This window comes from Gemmobacter sp. 24YEA27, from assembly GCF_030052995.1.
Taxonomy (GTDB): Bacteria; Pseudomonadota; Alphaproteobacteria; order Rhodobacterales; family Rhodobacteraceae; genus Pseudogemmobacter.
The window spans coordinates 2,336,707-2,358,025 of sequence record NZ_JASJPW010000001.1; the positions used below are offsets into that span (position 1 = coordinate 2,336,707).

Consider the following 21,319-nt stretch of genomic DNA (forward strand, 5'->3'; position numbering starts at 1 on the left):
CCCGGTCTGTTGGACAGTTTGCGGGCCAGTCTGTCGGCCGGTCTGTCAGGTGGTGTCATTTAAAAGTTATTGTTGATTGACGAGTCAATAAACTTCATGCTTTTCCCATATGGCAAGAGTTTTGTTGGATATGGGCGGATGCCGAAGCTTGGAATGGAGCCTATCCGAAAGGATGCGCTGATCAAAGCCACCATTGTCGAGATCGGGCGCACCGGCTCGCTGGATGTGACGGTCAGTCAGATCGCGAAACGGGCCGGCATGTCTTCGGCGCTGGCGCATCATTACTTTGGGTCCAAAGAAGAAATCTTCCTCGCGGCGATGCGCCATATCCTGTCGCTTTACGGCGCCGAGGTGCGCGGTGCGCTTGCGGTGGCCGAGGGCGACGAGGCACGGGTCAGGGCGATTTTGCGGGCCTCTTTCAGCCCTGGAAATTTTCGCCGCGAGGTGGTCGGGGCCTGGCTGAATTTCTGGGTTCTGGCCCAGACATCTGACGGCGCACGGCGTTTGCTGGCGATTTATCAGGGGCGGCTCAGGTCGAATCTGCTGGCGCCGCTGCGCGGGCTGGCGGGTAGCCGGGCCGGCGAACTGGCCGAGGCGCTTGGCGCGATGATTGACGGGCTCTATCTGCGCGAGGTCCTGAAAAAGGGCACGCCGGATGGGGCGAGGGCGGCGCGGATGGCGCTGGCCTATCTGGATGCGGAACTTGGAAGGAAAGACAGGGCATGAAGGCGCAACCGAAAGCCAGCCATTTCATCGGCGGCGCATATGTCGAGGATATGGCAGGCGCAGAGATCCAGGTGATCTATCCCGGCACCGGCGAGGTGATCGCGCTTTTGCATGAGGCAACGCCCGCTCTGGTCGAACAGGCGGTGGCATCTGCCGCGCGCGCACAGAAGGAATGGCGCCGCATGCGCCCGGTCGAACGCGCCCGGGTGCTGACCCGCGCGGCCGCGATCATCCGCGAGCGCGGCGAGGAACTGGCGCAGCTTGAGACCCTCGATACCGGCAAGCCGATCCAGGAAACGCGGGTCGCTGACTGGCCTTCGGGCGCGGATGCGCTGGAATATTTTGCAGGCCTCGCGCCCACCGTGACGGGCGAGACGATCCCGCTGGGTCAGGACATGGTCTATACGATCCGCGAACCCCTGGGCGTCTGTGTCGGTATCGGCGCCTGGAATTATCCCAGCCAGATCGCCTGCTGGAAATCGGCCCCGGCGCTGGCGATGGGCAATGCGATGGTGTTCAAACCGTCCGAAGTCACGCCCCTTGGTGCTTTGAGGCTGGCGGAGATCTTCATTGAGGCGGGTCTTCCGGCCGGGCTTTTCAATGTGCTGCAGGGCAGGGGCGCGGTCGGCGCCAGCCTGATCTCTGACAGCCGCGTGGCCAAGGTCTCGCTGACCGGCTCGGTTCCTACCGGGCAAAAGGTCTATGCCAAAGCCGCCGAAGGGCTGCGTCACGTCACGATGGAGCTTGGCGGCAAATCGCCCCTGATCATTTTTGACGACGCGAGCCTTGAGGATGCGGTCGGCGCGGCGATGCTCGCCAATTTCTATTCGGCAGGGCAGGTCTGTTCCAATGGCACAAGGGTTTTCGTGCAAAAGGGGCTGAAAGACCGCTTCCTCGCGCGTCTGGCCGAACGGTCCCGGCTGATCCGTATGGGCGATCCGCAGGAGGACGACACCCAGATGGGACCGCTGGTTTCGCAGGCCCAACTGGAGAAAGTCACGGGCTTTATCGCAAGGGCAAAATCCGAAGGCGCGCAGCTGGTCACCGGCGGCGGGCGCGGTGCCTCGAATGATGGCTGGTTTGTTGAACCCACGGTCTTTGCCGATGTCACAGATCAGATGGAGATCGCGCGCGAAGAGGTCTTCGGCCCGGTGATGGCGGTTCTTGATTTCGAGACCGAGGACGAGGTGATCACCCGCGCCAATGCGACCGAATTCGGCCTCGCCGCAGGGGTCTTTACCAAAGATATCGCCCGCGCGCATCGCGTGATTGCAGAACTTGAGGCCGGCACCTGCTGGATCAACGCCTATAACCTGACGCCGGTAGAGGCGCCTTTTGGCGGGTCGAAACTGTCGGGAGTCGGGCGCGAAAACGGCCATGCGGCTGTCGAACATTACTCTCAGGTAAAGTCGGTCTATCTGGGTCTTGGCCCGGTCGACGCGCCTTACTGAGCGGAACAGGCGCCGGGTCGCAGATCCCGGAACATCGATGAAACAGAGGGCGCCTGGCCCGGCTGTCGGACCCCGTTCCGGCAGGCGGTGAGGGCTTGTCCGGCCGGAGGTAAGAAGATGGTCGCGGATTATGTCATCGTGGGGGCGGGGTCAGCGGGTTGCGCCATGGCGTATCGCCTGACCGAAGCCGGCAAGCGGGTAACGGTGATCGAACATGGCGGATCGGATTTCGGGCCCTTCATCCAGATGCCGGGCGCGCTGTCTTATCCCATGAATATGGGCATTTACGACTGGGGCCTGAAATCCGAGCCCGAGCCGCATCTGGGTGGGCGCGTTCTGGCGACCCCGCGCGGCAAGGTGATCGGGGGCTCTTCCTCGATCAACGGCATGGTCTATGTGCGCGGCCATGCCAGAGATTACGACACCTGGGCGGCGATGGGCGCGGATGGCTGGTCTTATGCAGATGTGCTCCCGTATTTCAAACGGATGGAACATTCCCATGGCGGCGAGGGGCCGGAATGGCGCGGCACCGATGGCCCGCTGCACATCACCCGGGGTCCGCGTGACAATCCGCTGTTTGACGCCTTTATCGAGGCCGGGGCGGCGGCCGGCTATCCGGTGACACAGGATTACAACGGCCGCCAGCAGGAGGGCTTTGGCCCGATGGAGGCGACGATCTGGAAAGGCCGGCGCTGGTCGGCGGCCAATGCCTATCTGAAACCGGCGCTGAAGACCGGAAATCTGCAGGTTATCCGCGGCCTCGCCCGTAAGGTGGTGATCGAGAATGGCCGCGCGGTGGGCGTCGAGGTCGATACAAAGGCCGGGCGTCAGGTGATCCGCGCGGGTTCGGAAGTGATCCTCGCCGCCTCATCGCTCAATTCGCCAAAGCTCCTGATGCTGTCCGGGATCGGCCCGGCGGCACATCTGAAAGAACACGGGATCGAAGTTCTGGCCGACCGGCCAGGTGTCGGTGCAAATCTCCAGGACCATATGGAGATCTATATGCAATTCCAGGCGACGCAGCCGATTACGCTTTATAAATACTGGAACCTGTTCGGCAAAGCCTGGGTCGGCGCGAACTGGCTGTTCCTTGGGCGCGGCCCGGGCACGTCGAACCAGTTCGAGGCCTGCGGTTTCATCCGATCGCGCGCAGGCGTCGAATATCCCGATATTCAGTACCATTTCCTGCCCATTGCCGTGCGCTATGACGGCAAAGCGGCGGCGGGCGGCCATGGGTTCCAGGTGCATGTCGGGCCGATGCGGTCGAAATCGCGCGGCTCGGTGACCTTGCGTTCGGCCCGCCCCGAAGATGCGCCGGTGATCCGCTTCAACTACATGTCGGACCCCGATGACTGGGTCGATTTCCGCGCCTGTGTGCGGCTTACGCGGGAGATTTTCGCGCAGGATCCCATGGCGCAATATGTGAAATCCGAGAACCAGCCTGGCCCGGGTGTCGGGAGTGATGCCGAGATCGACGCCTTCATCCGCGAACATGCCGAAAGCGCCTATCACCCCTGCGGCACCGCCCGGATGGGGCGGCGCGATGACCCGATGGCGGTGGTCGACCCGGAATGCCGGGTGATCGGGGTCGAAGGGCTGCGCCTTGCCGACAGCTCGATCTTTCCCCAGGTGACCAATGGCAATCTCAACGGCCCCTCGATCATGACCGGTGAAAAGGCCGCCGATCATATCCTGGGCCGTCAGCCCTTGCCGGCGCTGAACAACGAGCCCTGGATAAATCCCGCCTGGGCGAGCAGCCAACGCTGAATTTTACTTATTTGATCAGCGTCAAAGTGGTGTGATGGCATATGTTTTAACCTCTTCTCAACACGGAAGAAGGAGACTGCCGATGTCGAACACACCGCATACGCTGCAAGAGGAATTTCCGGGCAAAGAGGCGCGCATCACCGAGCTGAAAGTCTCGAATCCCCGTTTCGCGAAGCTGCTTGAGGAGTATGATACGGTGAATGATCAGGTTCACCGTGCCGAGACGCGGATCGACACCGTGTCGGAAGACCATGAGGATGCGCTGCGCCGGTCGCGCTCGCGCATCAAAGATCAGATTTATGCGATGATCCAGGACCAGTAAGGATCCGGGCGCCGTAGACGGCTCTGAACGGAAAACGGGCAGGGGCCATCATGCCCCGCCCGTTGTCATTCTTATGCCCACCAGCCCCTGCAGCGCGCAGGGCACATTGTCACCAGCCCAGCCGGTCGCGCAGCGAGAACCAGGTCATGGCGGTGACCAGCAGGGGCCAGCGCAGCGCCTGGCCGCCCGGAAAGCGACGATGCGGCAGGTCTGCCAGCAGATCAAAGCCGCCCCTTGGTTTTCCCCCCGCCTGCCCGGAGGCCTCGCCGGCAACCGCTTCGGCAATCATCTTGCCCGCAAGTGTCGCCAGCGCGACGCCATGGCCGGAATAGCCCGAGGCCGAGAGCACATTTTTCGCCGGTCGCGCGAAGCACGGCATCCTGTTGACGGTGATCGCCAGCGTGCCGCCCCAGGCGTAGTCGATCTTCGTGTCTGCAAGCTGCGGATAGATCTCCAAAAGCGGTTTGCGGACCACCTTCGCCACATCCGGGAAACGGTAGCCGTAGCTTTCTGCACCGCCAAAGATCAGCCGGTCATCTTCTGACAGGCGCCAGTAATTTACCACGAATTTGGTGTCATGCACCGCAATGGGCTCGGCCAGGACCTCGCGCGCGCGCGCGCCCAGCGGCTCGGTTGCCACAACGAAATTGTTGATCGGCATCACCCGCGCCGCGATGGTCTTTTCCAGGCTGCCGACATAGCCATTCACCGCCAGCACCATGTGGTCACAAGTGACGCGGGCCTGGGCCGTTTCGGCGACCGGCTTATCGCCATAGATCAGCCTGGTGACTTCGCTTTCCTCGAAAATCTGCACCCCGGCGGCCACTGCCAGCTTTGCGAGGCCGATCACGAAATTCAGCGCATGGATATGGCCGGCCCCGCGGTCGATATCGCCGCCTTTGAACGCCTCAGACCCCACAAGCGCGCGCAGGCCCTCGCGGTCGAGGGGCTCGACCTCGTGGTAATCGTAATCCCGGGCAAGCTTTTCGGCGTAACGCTGCGCGTGATCAACTTCGCTCTCATGCCAGCAGGCATGGGCGATGCCGGGGCGGTAGGCGACCCCCTCCATTTCTGATGCCAGGTCACGCACAAGCGCCTTGGCGTCCTGCGCCATATCCCAGAGGCGCCGTGCGTTTTCACGCCCGGCGTGCTTTTCCAGCCAGTCCTGGTCCTGACGCTGCCCGGAGCCGACCTGGCCGCCATTCCTGCCCGAGGCACCAAAACCGACGCGATGCGCCTCGAGCACCACGACTTTCAGCCCCTTTTGCGCCAGATGCAGCGCGCTTGAGAGGCCGGTATAACCGGCCCCCACCACGCAGACATCGGCACGGATTTCGCCCGTGGCGCGCGGGAAGGGCGCAAGTGCGACACGGGTCGCCGCATACCAGCTGTCGGGATAGTGCCCTTGCCGGTCATTGGCGTGCAGAAGATTGACCGCCATCACACGTTCAGGAGCAGATGCTCACGCTCCCACGGGCTGATGACCTGGAGGAACTCTTTGTATTCGTTGCGTTTCACCGAATCGTAGCATTTGACGAAATCGACGCCCATCACGTCTTTCAGCGCCACGTCCTCATCCAGAAGATCCAGTGCATCGCCAAGGTTGACCGGGATCTCATCCGAATCGATATAGGCCGATCCGGTGAATTCCGGGCGCGCGGCTTTCTTCTCCATCAGCCCGAGATAGCCGCAGGCCAAAGTCGCCGCGATGCCGAGATAGGGGTTGCAATCCATCCCCGGCAGGCGGTTTTCGATCCTGCGCGCGGCGGGGCCCGAAATCGGGACGCGCAGCCCGGTGGTGCGGTTGTCGCGGCCCCATTCCAGATTGATCGGCGCCGCGAAATCCGGGACGTAACGGCGGTAAGAGTTCACATAGGGCGCCATCAGCGCGATCGCCGCCCCCATATGGTTCTGCATCCCGGCGATGAAATGGTTGAATTCCGGCGTCTCGGCGCCTTTGGCGGCGGAGAAAATGTTCTTGCCGGTTTTCACATCCACGACCGAAGTGTGGATATGCATGGCAGATCCCGGCTCGCCCGCGATGGGCTTGGCCATGAAGGTCGCAAAACAATCATGGCGCAAGGCAGCTTCACGGATCAGGCGTTTGAAGAAGAACACATGGTCCGACAGTTCAATCGGGTCGCCATGCGCAAGGTTCAGTTCGATCTGCCCGGCGCCGCCTTCCTGCAATATTCCGTCGATCTCCAGGCCCTGGGCTTCGGCGAAATCATAGATATCGTCGATCACCTTGCCATATTCGTCGATGGCGGAAAGGCTGTAGGCCTGTTTCCCGGCGGCACGGCGCCCCGTGCGGCCCATGGGCGGGATCACCGGCATATTGGGATCGATATTGCGCGCGGTCAGGAAGAATTCCATCTCGGGCGCGACAACCGGCCTCCAGCCCTGGGCCTCGTAAAGACCCACGATGCGGCGCAGCACATTGCGCGGCGAGAACGGCACCAGATTGCCCTGCTGATCTTTCGCATCATGGATCACCTGGAGCGTGATATCGGCGGTCCAGGGCGCGGCGGTTGCGGTGGACCAGTCGGGCTCAAGGATCATATCCGGCTCGGTGAAGGCATCAAACGGGCTGTCGGCCCATTCACCGGTGATGGTCTGCAGGAAAATGGAATTGGGCAGGAAGTAATTGGTTTGTTTTGCGAATTTCGCGGCAGGCATCGCCTTGCCGCGTGCCACGCCGGCAATATCGCCGATCACGCATTCCACCTCATCGACGCGACGCTTGCCGATATAGTCCCGTGCTGCCTTGGGCAGTTTTTCCGTCCAGTTGGACATGTTTCACACTCTGGTTTGGGGCCCCGGCCTGCGCTTCATGCGCGGCGCTGAGCGGCCCTTGTCTGGTGAGAGAGAAAGAAATCCGCGATCCTTTCCGCCATTTTCGTCGTGCCAAGGGGGGCGTCGATCTTCTCGGTCGCGGCATCGAGTGTTTCTTGAGGCACCAGCCCCGGGCCGCGGTATTTGATCAGACCTTCGATGAACTCTTTCCTGAATTCCGGATGCGGCTGCACGGTGAACATGCGGTCATCATATAAAAGCCCGGCATTGGAGCAAAAATCGGTCGAGGCGATGACCGCGGCCATTTCGGGCTTTTCCACCACCTGATCCTGGTGCCAGGCGTTCAGTGTGATGGTCTCCGCCTCAGGGCCGGACCCGAAATGGTAATCGGTCGGGCCGACCGACCAGCCGCCTTTGTATTTCTCGACGCGGCCGCCCATCGCCTGGGCGATGATCTGATGGCCGAAGCAGATGCCGACGACCGGCACATGTTCGGCATAGGCCTCGCGGATAAAGGCCTCGAGCGGTTTGATGAACGGGTGATCCTCATAGGCGCCAAAGCGCGAGCCGGTGATCAGCCAGCCGTCGCAGTCATGGACGGATTTCGGGAAATCCATCTCCATCACGGTGAAGCGGCGGAATTCCAGCCCGCGATCCGCGAGCAGGCGTTCGAAGAAATCGGGATAGTCGCCCATGCTGGGTTTAAGGGCGTCGGGGGAGGCCCCGGTTTGCAGGATGCCGATGATCATTGGGGCGCTCTGGGTCACGAAGTTGCGGTCATTAGGATGGTGGGTGCGGCCCCGCCTCTGGTCAAGGGGGGCCGGACTGTATCGCGGTTCAGATCATACGGTATCGAGATAAAGCTCGACCAGTTCCTCGGGCGAAAGCTCGGCGGTGTAATGCAGCTCCTGGCGCTTGGTCATGACCATATTGGCGATCAGCTCGGGCGGCAGGAAGCGCGCCACATGTGGCGAGAATTCAAAAGCGTCGATGGCCCCCTGCCAGGTAGTAGGGATCTGCGGCAGGTCAAGTGCATAGGAATTGCCGCTGATCGGCGCGACGGGTTCCTTGCCGTCTTCGATGCCCGAAAGCGCCGCGCCAAGGATGGCCGCAAGCATCAGATAGGGGTTCACATCCCCCCCGCCACGCGATGCTCGATCCGCCGCGCCGCCGGATTGCCCGAGGGAATACGGATCGCAGCGGTGCGGTTCTCATAACCCCAGCAGATCGCGGTGGGCGCATGGGCATCGGGCACCAGCCGGTCGAAGCTGTTGGCATGGGGGGCAAAAAGCAGGGTCGAATCATGCATCGCCTCAAGGCAACCTGCCACGGCATGGCGCAGGACGGCAGTGCCTTTGGGGCCACCGGAATCGAAGATATTATCGCCCTTCTGGTCCAGCACCGAGAAATGCGTATGCAGACCCGAGCCCGAATAATCGGCATAGGGCTTTGCCATGAACGATGCAGCAAAGCCGTGACGGCGCGCGAGGCCCTTGACCAGCATCTTGAAGAACCAGGCATCATCTGCGGCGCGCAGCGCGTCGTCGCAATGCATCAGGTTGACTTCGAACTGGCCAAGCCCGGTTTCCGAAGTCGTGGTATCCGCCGGGATATCCATCGCCTCGCAGGCGTCATAGAGATCGGTGAAGAAGACGTCGAACGCGTCCAGCGCGCGGATCGACAGCGCCTCGGCCGCCTTGCGGCGTTTGCCGGAACGGGGCGAAAGCGGCACCTGCATCGTCTTGCCGGAATCGTCGATCAGGAAAAACTCCAGCTCCATCGCGCAGACCGGCGTCAGGCCGCGTGCCTTATAGCGGTCGACCACTGCGCGCAAAGCATGGCGCGGATCGCCCTCATAGGGTTTGCCGTTTTCGCGGTACATCCAGATCGGCAGCAAAGCCGAAGGGCTTTCCAGCCAGGGCATCGGCATGAAACCACGCTCGGTCGGGCGCAGGGTGCCGTCCTGGTCGCCCTCTTCAAACACCAGCGGGCTGTCGTCGATATCTTCCCCCCAGATGTCGAGGTTCAAGACGGAATAGGGGAAACGAACGCCGCTTTTCACCACATTATCGGCGAAGCGCGCCGGAACGCGCTTACCGCGCGCCTGCCCGTTGAGATCAGCCGCAGCCACACGAATCGTGCGGACCTGCGGATGTTTTCTGAGCCAGTCCTTCATCATTGATTAAAACCAGCAAGCATGGACGCGTCCCCGCGCCATCGCTCGTGGTGGCCTGGCGACAATCCCGGAAGACGGCCGGCCCACAAGATGCGCAAGGAGCCGGACCATGCCCTGGTCCTTCCCTTGGTTTGATCGCCTCTCCCGCCGGGCATATGGCCCCGATTGAAACGCTGTGGTCGAGCGGGTCCGGGCGGGTGCCCGGATAATTTGATCAAATATAGGATACTAGCGGATCAACTGAGGACGCAAGCGAATTCTTTTCTTCTGATGCGAGGGGAGGTGACGGTTCAGCCGGCTGTTCACCAGGCCGAAGATCCCGATCAGCGTGAGTGTCAGGAGGATGAAATAGAAGGCGACGATCGGATAGGGGACAAAGGGGTTGAAGGTCTTGTCGGCGAAGTAATTCGCGTAATAGAGCGCGTCGCCGCGTTGCTGAAACGCCGGGAAACCTGAGAAGAACACCAGCGTCGTGGCGTGGAACAGAAAGATCGCCTCATTGGTATAGGCGGGCCAGCCGAGCCGCAGCATGGTCGGCCATTCGATGCGGAAAAACCGGTCGCGCCCGGTGATACCATAGGCATCGGCGGCCTCGAGATCGCCTTTCGGCACGGTCATCAGCGCGCCGTAGAAGATCTCGGCACTATAGGCGGAGGTGTTGAGGAAAAGGGTGAGGGCCGCCCCCGCCCAAGCATTGGCCAGCCAGGCGGTCGGGAGGGTGAAGAGCCCAAATACATCGACCGAGCCGCGCAGCACGGTGGTGATGAAGAAATACACGAGGAAGAACTGGATGAAGAGCGGCGAGCCGCGAAAGATGAAGATATACCACCCGGCGGGCTTGCGGATCCATTTATGGCGCGAGGCCTTGGCCATGGCGAGGCCGACGGCGAAAACAAAGCCGAGGGACAGCGCCAGCAGGCCGAAATAGAGGTTCCACAGCATCCCGGACCCGATCAGCACGAACTGATCGCAAAGCGAGATATTGGTGATGGGCAGTGCATTTTCGCCAAAGCCCAGCGAGCGCAGCCAATAGGCCTGAACAGTGTCCCAGCAAGTCATGCCGCATCCTTCCTGAGGGTTTCGCCGGCGCGGGTGGCCTGGCCATGCGAAAGGCGGCGGGTAAGGCGGCCGAGGCCAATCTCGGAGACCCGGGTCAGCGCGAGGTAGAAGACCAGCAGGCCAAGGAAGTAATAAAGCCGCCAGTCACCATGCGGATAATCGAACCGCGCGGATTTCGACCCGCCCAGCTCGCGCGCCCAATAGACGATGTCCTGGATCCCCAGAAGGAACAGCAAGGGCGTCGCCTTGATCAGGATCAGCCAGAGATTTGACAGGCCGGGCAGGGCATAGGTCCACATCTGCGGCACCAGAATGCGGCGGAAGGTCTGACGCGGCGAGAGGCCATAGGCCTCGGCGGTTTCGATCTGGGCGCGCGGCACGGCATCCATCGCACCTTTCAGAACATTGGCCGCGAAAGCCCCGAAAACAATGGCAAATGTCAGCACGGCCAGCAGGAAGGCATAGGATTGGTGCACAAAGAGCGACGCGTTATTGGGCGGCACTTTCGCCGCCGGGCAGACGCGGAATTCAAGCCCCTGACGGATGGGTTCAGACCAGTCCGGACACCGGACCTGATGCATCAGCCATTCGATCCCCTGATCCAGCGCGATGACGAAGAACAGGAAAAAGACGATATCTGGCACACCGCGCACCATGGCGGTGTAGATCTTGCCGAGCCACCGGATCGGCGCGATATGCGACCGCGCCGCCATGGCACCGCCAAAGCCAAAGGCCAGCGCTGCCGGGGCGGTCACCAGCAAGAGCGCCATCACCGTCAGGAAGGAGAAATAGAACTCCATATGTTTGGGCGTGGTGAGATAGCAGGAAAGCCAGCTCAGCCCTTCGATGGTCTTTGGATCGGCGCAGAATTCGAACATGGGCTTGCCCTGGCGCGGCGGCTCCGGTCAGGGCATTCACAATGCGGCTGACCAGTGGCAGACGGGTGAGGAGGGGCACCTTGCCCCGGTCTGGGCGACCAGGCGCAAGGCGCGAAAGGGATGCCCGCGCGGGTCCGGGAAGGCCTCAGCCCTCCCGGAGATCACGCGGGCGAGGCCCGGATCAGAACGGCGTGTAATTGCCGTCGAACCACTCATCCGTCAGTTTGTTGAGCGAGCCATCGGCCTTCATCGACTGGATGGCCGCGTCGAATTTTGCCTTCAGCTCGGTGTCGGATTTGCGCAGCCCGATGCCGATGCCGTCGCCAAGCAGCACATCATCGCCGATGATCTCCAGCCCATCGCCGATTTGCGACAGAAGATAATCTTCATCGGCCATGACCGCAGCTGCCTGACCATTGCGCACTGCGGCAATGGTCTCGTCGGGCGTTGCAAATTCAAGGAGCTTGGCGCCCGAAGCCGCCACATGCGCCGCCTGGATGGTGCCGGTCTGCGCCGCGATCACACCGCTGTCGATCGGCGTGTCAGCCGACATCGCGGCATAGGACGAAGGCGCGGGCTGGGTGTAGTTTTCCGAGAAGGCGATCTTTTCGCGGCGCTCGTCGGTGATCGACATGCCGGCCATGATGGCATCGTAATTGCCCGATTGCAGGTTCGGGATGATCGAATCCCAGTCATTCTTGACGAAGATACATTCCAGCCCGGCGCGCTTGCACAGCTCATTGCCAAGCACGATCTCGAACCCGTCCAGCTCGCCCTTGTCATTGATGAGGTTATAGGGCTCATAGGCGCCCTCGGTGGCGATCCGCACCGGATCGGCAGCAGCTACACCGGCGCCAAGCGCGGTGAGGGCGGTCGCAAGCAGCAGTTTCTTCATTGTCATCTCCCGAAGGTTGCTTTTCTGGGTTTTATGCCGGTTCCGGGGGTCAGAACCAGGTGTCGTGAAGAGAGTCGAGCGTGCCATCGGCTTCCATCGCCGCGATGGCGCTGTCAATTTCGGCCTTGAGCGCATTCCCTTTGCACACGGCTATGCCGGTGCCCTCATCGGGGATCTCCTGGCTGTAGACATATTCCAGGCCCTGGCCGGCGATCAGCGTCTCAAGATCGGTGCGGCCTGAAAAGGGCCCGAGTGCCAGGTCGGCCGCGCCCCGGGCGACGGCGTTCAGCACCGCCGGCTCTGATGTATAAGACCGGTAATCCAGCTTTTCCTTGCGCAGCCATGTTTCATGCATGGTGCCCGCCTCGACCGCGATCCGGGCCGCGTCTGGCGGCGGCGCTGCGGCATAGCCGACAAACCATTCCAGAGAATTGCCAAAGGTATAGGGGATCGACATATCCACCACCGCGCGGCGCTCCGGCGTGATCGCCATGCCGCCCAGCACCACATCGAATCGCCCCTCGGCGACGCCCGGGATCAGCTCGCCGAATTGCGCGACCTCCCATTGGCAGTCATGATGCGTCCGGTTGCAGATCTCGGCCATCACCTCGTAATCAAAGCCCGAAAGCGACCCCGCATCATCGCGCAGGATATAGGGCGGAAACGTGTCTTCGGTGCCGATCACCAGCACCCGGTCCTCGCCGGTCGAGGCGAGCCAGATGCTGGCGGTGATGGCGGAGATGGTGGCAATGCAGGACATGGCCCGGTCAGACCATCGTCGCCGAAAGGAAGCCGCGCAGGCGTTCCGATTTTGGCTGGCCGAAAAGCTGCGACGGGGCACCTTCCTCTTCGATCCGCCCCTGGTGAAGGAAGATCACATGATCCGAGCAATCGGAGGCCAGCTTCATATCATGGGTCACAAGGATCATGGTGCGGCCCTCATCGGCCAGCGCCCGGATCACCTTGATGACCTCCTGCTCCAGTTCGGGGTCAAGCGCCGAGGTTGGCTCGTCGAACAAAAGCGCGCGCGGCTCCATGCACAGGGCGCGGGCGATGGCGGCACGCTGCTGCTGGCCGCCCGAAAGCTGCGCCGGCCAGGCATCGGCCTTGTCGGCAATGCCCACCTTGGCGAGATATTCGCGCGCTTTCGCCTCGACCTCGGCCGGGTCGCGCTTCATCACCGTGACCGGCGCCTCCATGACATTCTGGAGAATCGTCATATGGGCCCAGAGGTTGAACTGCTGGAAGACCATCGAAAGATTGGTGCGGATGCGGGTGACCTGGGCGCGGTCGGCCGGGTGGCGGCGCAGACCTTCGCCCTTCCAGCGCACGGCTTCGCCTTCAAATTTCACATCACCCTGCTGGCTGTCTTCCAGCAGATTGCAACAACGCAACAGCGTGGATTTCCCCGAACCCGAAGAGCCGATCAGCGAGATCACATGACCACGCGGCGCGACAAGATCGACACCTTTGAGCACTTCGAGCGGGCCATAGGACTTATGCAGCCCCGGATCTCGATTACGGGCACCTCTGCCATAAACCTGATATCTTCCCCTGTTGTACTTTTCGCCCGCGCCCGTCTTTTTGTCGGGTCGCCCTATGACAGGTCGCAGGTATAATTCTGTCAGTAGGACGCAGATCTGCGCGGTTTGCAACGTGGTTTTGCAGCATCCTGCGCCCGCATTCCGGCAATCCGTCGTCTGAGTTGCGGCAATCTGTCTGATCGGAGAATCGGATCAGGCTGCAGGGACGGGCGGGCCGGGATCGGGCACCGCGAGGTAATCCGCCTCAGGGACGGTGACAAGCCCGTAGAGATGCAAAACCGCACGGTCCTCATTCGTCAGGCCCCGGATCGCAGCGTCAAGCGCCGCAAAAACCGCCTCCGCATCGAGATCCTTCCCCGCGATGAAAGGTAAGGCAGGGGTGGCCCCGGTACGGCCGATCTCTTTCAGCCCGGCGGCGTCGCCGCTGCCATCCTCGCACATGATCGCCCAGGTCACGGCATCAAGCGCCGCGAGATCGGCCTTTCCAGCGCGCACCCCCCGGGCCGAGGCGCGGTGGCCGCCGCTGCGCCAGGCCGGTATAAGCCTGATGCCAGACTGTGCCGCATGATGCGCCGGCGCCGCCCAGCCTGATTGTGAGAGATCGTCATTCCAGGCAAAAGCCGCACCGTCGAAATCGGTAAAATCCGTGCGCGGGTCATCGTCCCGGGCGACCAGAACCGAATGGTACTGCCCGGCAGGGGTTCCGGCCAGGCGGTGATCTCCCGCCCCGATCAGCGTCACCCGGCCTCTGAGCCGCGCGCGAAACGGGTAGCCGCAGCATTGCGCCAACACGAGATCTGGGGAAAGCCAGCCCGCCATATAAGCGCCGTCCCCGCGCGTCAGCGCCTCTGGCGCGGCAATCCCGCGCGCGCGCAGCCCCTCGCGGATCAGCGTCCAGAGCCGGTCATTCGCACCTTCGGTCCGCCCGGTATCATACATGCCAAGCGCGGCAATCACAGGCTGCGCTCCGCCCGCTGCCGTGCTTCGGCGCTTTCGACATCGGAAAGGCCGAAGAGGCTCGACACCATGCGCAACAGCCGGTCCTCATCCGGATCGCGGCTGCCATCGGCCAGGGCTACCGACCAAAGCGCCTGCATAAGCTCGCCGCGTTCTTCGGGCGAGGTGGCGGATTTGAGGGCGCGCGTGAAACGGACAGTGTCCGGCGCCTCGGCCTCCACCGCCTCGGCCTCGGTCCTGAGCGCGGCTGCGGCGAAAGCGTCCAGCTCGTAACGGGTCATCAGGATCCGGTCGATGCGCTCCACCTCTTCAATGGCATATAGGCCGTCAGTGCGGGCCAGCCGGACCAGAAGCGCCGCAAGCGCCAGCCGGGCATCGGTATCTTTCAGGGGCTCGGGGCGGGGGCCAGCAAATGGCGCAGAAGGTTCTGAATCATGCCCGCGAGAGTAGCGTGAAGATAAGTCCCGCGCCAGCGCCGTAACCCCGCGGTTCTGACAGCTGCGGGAGCCTCCGGCGGGGATATTTAAGGGACAGATGAAAAGCTCCTTCATCTGTCTCTAAATATCCCGGGGGTGAGCGGCTTTGCCGCGAGGGGGCTGGCCCCTCCGCGCGTTCAGCCCAGATCGGCGAAGATGCCGTCAAGGCGCGCGGTCTCGGTTTCGATGCCGAAAGGCGGGTTCACGATGAACATGCCCGTCCCGATCATCCGATGGCCTTCGCGGGCGGGGGAAAGCGCAGCTCGTGGCGCAGGGCATCGGGGAACTGCGCCGCCAGCGTCCTGAGCATCGGCACATGCGGCGCATCCCGCAGGATCGGATACCAGAGCATCAGGACCCCCACATTCCATTTCCGCGAGACTTGCGCGAAAAACTTGGGAATATGGTCGTAGTCGGATTTCACCTCATAGGGCGGATCGACCAGCATCAGCCCGCGCCGCGGCGTCGGTGGAGTCAGAGACAGCGCGAAATCAAAGCCGTCTTCCTTGCGGATATGCGCGCCCCAGGAGCCAAGTACCTCTTTCAGCGCCGCATTTTCCTGGGGATGCAACTCTGCCAGATGCAGCCTGTCGGTCTCGCGCAGCCCAAGCGCCGCGATCAGGGGCGAGCCGGGATAGGCATCGGCGCCGAACATCGCACGGGTTTCTTCCAGCCGCTCGGGATAGGGGTGGCCTTCGGGAAGGCATCCGCCAGCCGCCCGATCCCCTGCGCGGCCTCGCCGGTTTTCAGCGCTTCGGGGCCGGAGAGCCGGTAGAGGCCGCGCCCGGCATGGGTCTCGATATAGGAAACCGGCTTGTCCTTTTGCACCATGTAATCCAGCACCCAGGCCAGCAGCGCGTGTTTTTGCACATCGGCCAGGTTCCCGGCGTGAAAAGCGTGTTGATATGACAGCATGACAGGCCCCCTGGTTCAGCGCCCGCCTTACACCGCCCGGTCGATGCGGGTCGAGAGGTGGATCAGGCTTTCCGAGCTTTTCACGCCTGTCATCGCGCCGATCTGATCCAGCACCTGATCGAGGATCTGTGTATTGGGGCAGGAGATCTGCAGCAAAAGATCGAACCGGCCCGATGTCGTATAGACCTTCTCGACCTCATGGATCGATTTCAGCCGGGTCAGAATCGCGGCCTGACCGCGCGGCTCGATCGTCACCAGCACCGAAGCCCGCAGCCGCCCTTCGCGTGCGGCCTCGCCCAGTTTCAGCGTGTAACCTGCTATGATTCCTGTGTTTTCCAGCCGCTCAAGCCTGGCCTGGATCGTCGAACGCGCCACTTTCAGACGCCGCGCCAGCGTCGCCACCGAGATCCGCGCATCAGCGCTGAGAAGGCCGATCAGGCTTCTGTCGAGATCATCCATGCAGTTTGTCTCCCCGTATCGTCATAATAACGATGATTTCAGTCATTTCTATAGTTTTGTTCGGTGAGATTGTCACACATATGCAGCATCCTTCTGGCAGGAAAAGGGCGGCTCATACGCACCTGGCCTGGTTTCTTTAAACCACGCAGGTGCCCGACCCGGAATGCAGGGGAAGGGCGAAGCGTCTTGTTGGCTGAAAGGGAAACGCCGATGGGACTTTCACGGACGATCTTCAACAATCCGACCGAATTCATCCGGCTGCATCAGCCTGAAAATCCGGTCCTTTTTTTCGCGCCCAGCGTGGCTCAGGCCGCGGCGCGACGCTTTCTCCAGGGCTTCCCCGGGCTGGTCACCTATGCGGTGAAGTCGAACCCGGGCGAAGAAATGGTCGAGAACCTGGCAGCTGCCGGGATCCGCGGGTTTGACTGTGCCTCGCCTTTTGAAATCGACCTGATCCGCGATCTCGTGCCGGATGCGGCGATCCATTACCACAACCCGGTTCGCTCGCGCGCCGAGATCGCGCATGCGGTTGCGAAAAACGTCAAAAGCTACAGCGTCGATTCGCGCTCTGAACTCGTGAAGCTGATCGCGCTGGTTCCGGCGGAGGGCTGCGAGATCTCGGTCCGGTTCAAGCTGCCGGTCGGCGGCGCGGCCTATAATTTCGGCGCGAAATTTGGTGCGACGGCCGAGCTGGCGGTGGACCTGCTGAAAACCGTGGCCGGGGCCGGTTATATCCCCTCGCTGACCTTCCATCCGGGCACCCAATGCACCGATCCGGAAGCCTGGGCGACCTATATCCGCAAGGCGGCTGAGATCGCATCTGAGGCCGGTGTGAAGATCGCGCGCCTCAATGTCGGCGGTGGCTTCCCGAATCATCGCCTTTCGGCAGTGATGCCCGACTATGACGCGATCTTCGCCGCCATCGGCCGCACCGCCGATGAGGCGTTCGGCGAGGGCCGTCCGGCGCTTGTCTGTGAGCCGGGTCGCGCGCTTTGTGGTGATGCTTTCACCCTGGTCGCCCGCATTAAGGCGATCCGCGACGATGCCCATGTCTTTCTCAATGACGGGGTCTATGGCTCGCTGAATGAGATGCCGCAGATCGGTATGATCGACCGGCTTCAGGTAATCTCGCCGGAGGGCGTTCTGCGGACAGGCGATCCGAGCCCGCGCATCACCTTTGGCCCGACCTGCGATTCGGTCGACCGTCTGCCGGGCGAGATGGCTTTCCCGGTTGATGCCGAGGAAGGCGATTTCGTCGTGCTGCATGGCATGGGGTCTTATTCGGTCGTCACGAACAGCCGTTTCAACGGTTTTGGCGAATTGCAGATGGCGACTGTCCTGTCCCTTGCGATCTGAGCCTGCGCTGACAATCTGACGTGATTTCCGCACCTTCTGCACGCCCCGCCGCTGGACAAAACCTGCGGCGGGGCTAGTCTTTTCCAGGACATTGGCCCGGCAGGGCCGCCCGCAAGGGATTGCCCGGAAAGGACAGCATCATAGGCCTGCGTGCTTTCCTCACGCGCTTTTTCCGGCCGCGCCCGCGCGCCGAGGTGGAGCCTGCGAGCCCCGCGGCCCCGGGCTTTGCGCGGCGCCGGGTGGATCATGTGGTGATCCTTGACGGCACCATGGCCTCGCTGCGCCAGGGCGAACGCACCAATGCCGGAAGGGTCTTTCTGCTCCTCTCGACCGGCAAGTCCCAGGCGGGTCGGTCGCTTTATTATGATGAGGGTATTCCCTGGCGCGGCTGGAAGCGCATCATGGATGTCATCGAGGGGCGGGGGCTCGAGGAACAGATCCTGCGCGCCTATGGTCATCTCGCCAGCCATTACCGCGAGGGCGACCGGATCTTCCTCTTCGGCTATTCGCGCGGCGCATTCGCAGTGCGCAGCCTGGCCGGGGTGATCGCGAAAGTGGGGCTTTTGCGTCATGAGGCAGCGACCGAGCGCAATCTGCACCTCGCCTGGCGCTGGTATCAGCGGCGCGGCAATGACGACGGTCTCAAGGCCTTCCGTCAGGCCTCCTGCCATGCGCGGGCGCCGATCCGGATGATCGGCGTCTGGGAGACGGTCAAGGCGCTTGGCCTGCGCTTTCCGCTTTTGTGGATGCTGACCGAGGGGCGCTATGCCTTCCACGACCCGCATCCGGTAGAGGACCTGGATTTCGCGCTCCAGGCGCTGGCGCTGGACGAGACACGCGTGGTTTTTGAACCGGTGCTCTGGCAAAGCAATCCGGGCGGTGGCACCCATATCGAACAGGTCTGGTTTCGCGGCGCACATGGCGATATCGGCGGCCATCTGGGGGCTTTTGCCGCAGCGCGGCCTTTGTCGAATATCCCGCTGGTCTGGATGCTGGACCGCGCGGCCCAGGCGGGGCTAGAGTTGCCAGAGGGCTGGCGCAAGCGGTTTCCCTGTGACCCCGCCGCGCCGATGGTCGGCACCTGGCGCGGCCTTGGCGCAGCCTTTCTCTATCGCAGGCGACGTGTGATCGGGCGCGATCCCAGCGAGCGGCTGCATGAAAGCGTGCCGGAGACGGAACGGCTGCGCTGGCATCTGGCGCGGCAAGGGGCGGGGGATCAGCTGGCGACCGAGATCAGCCAGACCAGTGAGGCCAGCGCTCCGATCAGCAAGGGCTGATGGATCAGATAGATCGCGAGCGAATGGCGGCCAGGCCAGGCCAGCCAGTTCAGCACCCGCGAGGGCGGCAGGGACAGCCGCTGCCACAGATTCAGATCCCCGAATATCCGCGCCGTGGCCATACCGGCGAGGAAGGGCGCGAACCAGGGAAACAGCGGCTCGAAATCGGCGGTGACGGGTACCTCGCCGGAGAGCCCCGTCCAGACCAGCACTCCGCCGAGTGCCGGATGCGACCAATACCAGGGCAGGGCAAAGACCAGGGCCGCGATGGCAAGCAGGGCGACCGCTGGCAGGCGCAGGAAAAACAGTCCGAGGATTGAGGAAACCGCGATGGAATGCAGGATGCCGTAAAAGATCCAGACCTCCGGCATCGCGAAATAACTCGCGACCGAAACCAGAGCCGCCGCTGCGCCGATCTTTACAAGACGGCGGAAGAAGGCAGGCCAGCGGATCGCCGGCGCATGCGACATGTAAAGCCCGACACCGGCAAGGAAAATGAAACTCCCGGCAGTAAGACGCGCGAAATACCAGAAAAAGCCGGTAAAGGCGGTGCCGGGCGGGATCAGGCCGAACATGCCCAGATCCCAGGTGAAATGAAATATAACCATGCATAAAAGCGCAAGGCTGCGGGCGAGGTCGATCAGGATCAGTCTTTGCGGCACGGATTTGGCTTTCTTGCAGCGCTCCTCTTACCTGACGCCAAATCCGCTGACCGGCAAGGGCCTGTCCCGCCTTTGGCGGGATGCCTCCGGCGGGGATATTTGAGGACAGATGAAAAGCCAAAGACGAGGGCCATTTCATCTGTCCATAAATATCCCGGGGGAGAGGCTCGGCAGAGCCGAGGGGGCTGGCCCCCCTTCTGTCTACATTGGCCAATGCAAAAGGCGGCCCGCACAGGAGCCGCCTTTCCGCAACGTGTTGACCGATCAGCGCGACCGCAGCTCGGTATAGTCGCGTTTCTGCGGGCCGACATAGAGCTGGCGCGGACGGCCGATCTTGCCGGTCGGGTCGGAGATCATCTCTTTCCATTGCGAGATCCAGCCGACCGTGCGCGAGATCGCGAAGATCGGGGTGAACATCGAGGTCGGGAAGCCCATCGCTTCGAGGATGATGCCTGAATAAAAATCGACATTCGGATAGAGTTTCTTCGAGACGAAATATTCGTCTTCCAGCGCGATGCGCTCCAGCTCTTTCGCGACCTGCAGCAGCGGGTTGTTATGGACGCCCAGCAGCTCGAGCACCTCGTCCGCCGATTCCTTCATCACCTTGGCCCGCGGGTCGAAGTTCTTATAGACCCGGTGGCCAAAGCCCATCAGCCGGAAGCCGGAATTCTTGTCTTTCGCCTTGGCGATGAATTCCGGGATCCGCTCGACGGTGCCGATTTCTTTCAGCATCTCGAGACAGGCCTGGTTGGCGCCGCCATGTGCCGGCCCCCAGAGGCAGGCGATGCCGGCCGCGATACAGGCAAAGGGGTTGGCGCCCGAAGAGCCGGCCAGACGCACGGTCGAGGTCGAGGCGTTCTGCTCGTGATCGGCATGGAGCATCATGATGCGGTCCATGGCCTTTTCGAGGACCGGATTAACGACATAATCCTCGGCCGGAACCGAGAAGCACATATGCAGGAAATTGCCGGCATAGCTGAGCGAGTTCTTCGGATAGACGAAGGGCTGGCCGACCGAATATTTATAGGCCATCGCCGCAATGGTCGGCAGCTTTGCGATCATCCGGATCGAGGCGACCTCGCGGTGCCATTCATCGGTGATATCAAGGCTGTCATGATAGAAGGCGGACATCGCGCCAACCACACCCACCATGGTCGCCATCGGATGAGCATCGCGGCGGAAGCCACGGAAAAAATTCATCATTTGCTCGTGAACCATCGTGTGACGGGTCACGCGGGTATTGAAGTCGGCCAGCTGCGCCGCGGTCGGCAGCTCGCCATACATCAGCAGGAAACAGGTCTCGAGATGGCTGGATTTCTCGGCCAGCTGTTCAATCGGATAGCCGCGATACAGAAGCTCGCCCAGATCGCCGTCGATATAGGTGATCGCGCTTTCGCAGGATGCGGTCGAGGTGAAGCCGGGGTCATAGGTAAAGACATCAGCCTGCCCATAGAGCTTGCGGATATCCAGCACGTCGGGGCCAAGCACCGGTTTCATAACCGGCAGGTCGAACTCCTTGCCGTCGAGCGTCAGTGTCGCTTTTCTGTCAGACATTTTCCCAGGTTCCCCGTGTGGCAAACCGCCCGCGTAAGCGCGGCGGTTT

At 62.2% G+C, this 21,319-nt stretch carries 17 protein-coding genes and 4 pseudogenes; 6 read left to right on the plus strand and 15 right to left on the minus strand.

The genetic code is table 11. The annotated features are described in order from the left end of the window. Positions 1-138 precede the first annotated feature (138 nt). The 4 genes from betI (at position 139) to QNO18_RS11700 (ending at position 4,266) form a co-directional block, all read left to right on the plus strand. Positions 139-726 carry a transcriptional regulator BetI gene (gene betI, locus QNO18_RS11685; RefSeq protein ID WP_283177796.1) on the plus strand — a complete coding sequence of 196 codons (588 nt, stop codon included), beginning with the start codon at positions 139-141 and terminating at the stop codon, positions 724-726. Continuing rightward, positions 723-2,177 carry a betaine-aldehyde dehydrogenase gene (gene betB / locus QNO18_RS11690; RefSeq protein WP_283177797.1) on the plus strand — a complete coding sequence of 485 codons (1,455 nt, stop codon included), beginning with the start codon at positions 723-725 and terminating at the stop codon, positions 2,175-2,177. The genes betI and betB overlap by 4 nt, the downstream gene beginning before the upstream one ends. A 117-nt stretch (positions 2,178-2,294) precedes the next feature. Continuing rightward, the gene (gene betA, locus QNO18_RS11695) at positions 2,295-3,944 is read left to right on the plus strand and encodes a choline dehydrogenase (protein ID WP_283177798.1); all 1,650 of its coding nucleotides are present in this window, start codon (positions 2,295-2,297) and stop codon (positions 3,942-3,944) included. Positions 3,945-4,026: 82 nt separating this feature from the next. Next, positions 4,027-4,266: a DUF465 domain-containing protein gene (locus tag QNO18_RS11700; RefSeq protein ID WP_198836351.1), complete on the plus strand. Its 240-nt coding sequence runs from the start codon at positions 4,027-4,029 to the stop codon at positions 4,264-4,266. Between the two features lie 109 nt (positions 4,267-4,375). Here the strand turns inward: QNO18_RS11700 and QNO18_RS11705 are convergent, their stop codons facing one another. The 13 genes and pseudogenes from QNO18_RS11705 to QNO18_RS11765 form a co-directional block, all read right to left on the minus strand. Further along, positions 4,376-5,707 (minus strand): FAD-binding oxidoreductase, encoded by a 1,332-nt coding sequence (locus QNO18_RS11705; RefSeq protein WP_283177799.1) that lies wholly within the window; start codon positions 5,705-5,707, stop codon positions 4,376-4,378. After that, positions 5,707-7,062, minus strand: a complete 1,356-nt coding sequence (locus QNO18_RS11710; RefSeq protein WP_283177800.1) for a glutamine synthetase family protein — start codon at positions 7,060-7,062, stop codon at positions 5,707-5,709. Before QNO18_RS11710 ends, QNO18_RS11705 begins: the two co-directional genes overlap by 1 nt. A gap of 35 nt (positions 7,063-7,097) precedes the next feature. Further along, positions 7,098-7,811, minus strand: coding sequence for a type 1 glutamine amidotransferase (locus tag QNO18_RS11715; protein WP_283177801.1), 714 nt, complete (start codon positions 7,809-7,811; stop codon positions 7,098-7,100). Between the two features lie 93 nt (positions 7,812-7,904). Further along, a pseudogene (locus tag QNO18_RS11720) lies at positions 7,905-9,238 on the minus strand (glutamine synthetase family protein). Positions 9,239-9,466: 228 nt separating this feature from the next. Further along, positions 9,467-10,297 carry an ABC transporter permease subunit gene (locus tag QNO18_RS11725; protein WP_283177802.1) on the minus strand — a complete coding sequence of 277 codons (831 nt, stop codon included), beginning with the start codon at positions 10,295-10,297 and terminating at the stop codon, positions 9,467-9,469. Beyond that, the gene (locus QNO18_RS11730; protein WP_198836346.1) at positions 10,294-11,175 is read right to left on the minus strand and encodes an ABC transporter permease subunit; all 882 of its coding nucleotides are present in this window, start codon (positions 11,173-11,175) and stop codon (positions 10,294-10,296) included. The genes QNO18_RS11725 and QNO18_RS11730 overlap by 4 nt, the downstream gene beginning before the upstream one ends. Before the next feature lie 181 nt (positions 11,176-11,356). Beyond that, positions 11,357-12,070 (minus strand): transporter substrate-binding domain-containing protein, encoded by a 714-nt coding sequence (locus tag QNO18_RS11735; protein ID WP_283177803.1) that lies wholly within the window; start codon positions 12,068-12,070, stop codon positions 11,357-11,359. Between the two features lie 49 nt (positions 12,071-12,119). Further along, complete coding sequence (locus QNO18_RS11740; protein WP_283177804.1) at positions 12,120-12,830, minus strand: ABC transporter substrate-binding protein; 711 nt, start codon at positions 12,828-12,830, stop codon at positions 12,120-12,122. A 7-nt stretch (positions 12,831-12,837) separates the two neighbouring features. Beyond that, positions 12,838-13,607: pseudogene (locus tag QNO18_RS11745) on the minus strand (amino acid ABC transporter ATP-binding protein). 199 nt (positions 13,608-13,806) lie between these two features. After that, positions 13,807-14,571 (minus strand): PhnD/SsuA/transferrin family substrate-binding protein, encoded by a 765-nt coding sequence (locus QNO18_RS11750; protein ID WP_283177805.1) that lies wholly within the window; start codon positions 14,569-14,571, stop codon positions 13,807-13,809. Next, a pseudogene (locus tag QNO18_RS11755) lies at positions 14,568-15,007 on the minus strand (TerB family tellurite resistance protein). Before QNO18_RS11755 ends, QNO18_RS11750 begins: the two are co-directional and overlap by 4 nt. Positions 15,008-15,184: 177 nt before the next feature. Further along, positions 15,185-15,962, minus strand: a pseudogene (gene rlmJ / locus QNO18_RS11760) (23S rRNA (adenine(2030)-N(6))-methyltransferase RlmJ). A gap of 27 nt (positions 15,963-15,989) precedes the next feature. After that, positions 15,990-16,421: an Lrp/AsnC family transcriptional regulator gene (locus QNO18_RS11765; RefSeq protein ID WP_092897328.1), complete on the minus strand. Its 432-nt coding sequence runs from the start codon at positions 16,419-16,421 to the stop codon at positions 15,990-15,992. Between the two features lie 210 nt (positions 16,422-16,631). Here QNO18_RS11765 and QNO18_RS11770 point away from each other — a divergent pair, with 210 nt between their 5' ends. Together QNO18_RS11770 and QNO18_RS11775 are read left to right on the plus strand one after the other, a co-directional pair. Then, positions 16,632-17,777 (plus strand): type III PLP-dependent enzyme, encoded by a 1,146-nt coding sequence (locus QNO18_RS11770; protein ID WP_249495660.1) that lies wholly within the window; start codon positions 16,632-16,634, stop codon positions 17,775-17,777. A 251-nt stretch (positions 17,778-18,028) separates the two neighbouring features. Continuing rightward, positions 18,029-19,054 carry a DUF2235 domain-containing protein gene (locus tag QNO18_RS11775; RefSeq protein WP_283177807.1) on the plus strand — a complete coding sequence of 342 codons (1,026 nt, stop codon included), beginning with the start codon at positions 18,029-18,031 and terminating at the stop codon, positions 19,052-19,054. On the opposite strand, the gene QNO18_RS11780 is transcribed toward QNO18_RS11775, so the two are convergent. After that, entirely contained in the window at positions 18,994-19,716 is a 723-nt protein-coding gene (locus QNO18_RS11780; protein ID WP_283177808.1) for a heparan-alpha-glucosaminide N-acetyltransferase, read from the minus strand. The genes QNO18_RS11775 and QNO18_RS11780 overlap by 61 nt on opposite strands. A gap of 264 nt (positions 19,717-19,980) precedes the next feature. Then, a complete protein-coding gene (locus tag QNO18_RS11785) occupies positions 19,981-21,270 on the minus strand; it encodes a citrate synthase (protein WP_283177809.1) in 1,290 nt (429 codons plus the stop codon). Positions 21,271-21,319: the final 49 nt, after the last annotated feature.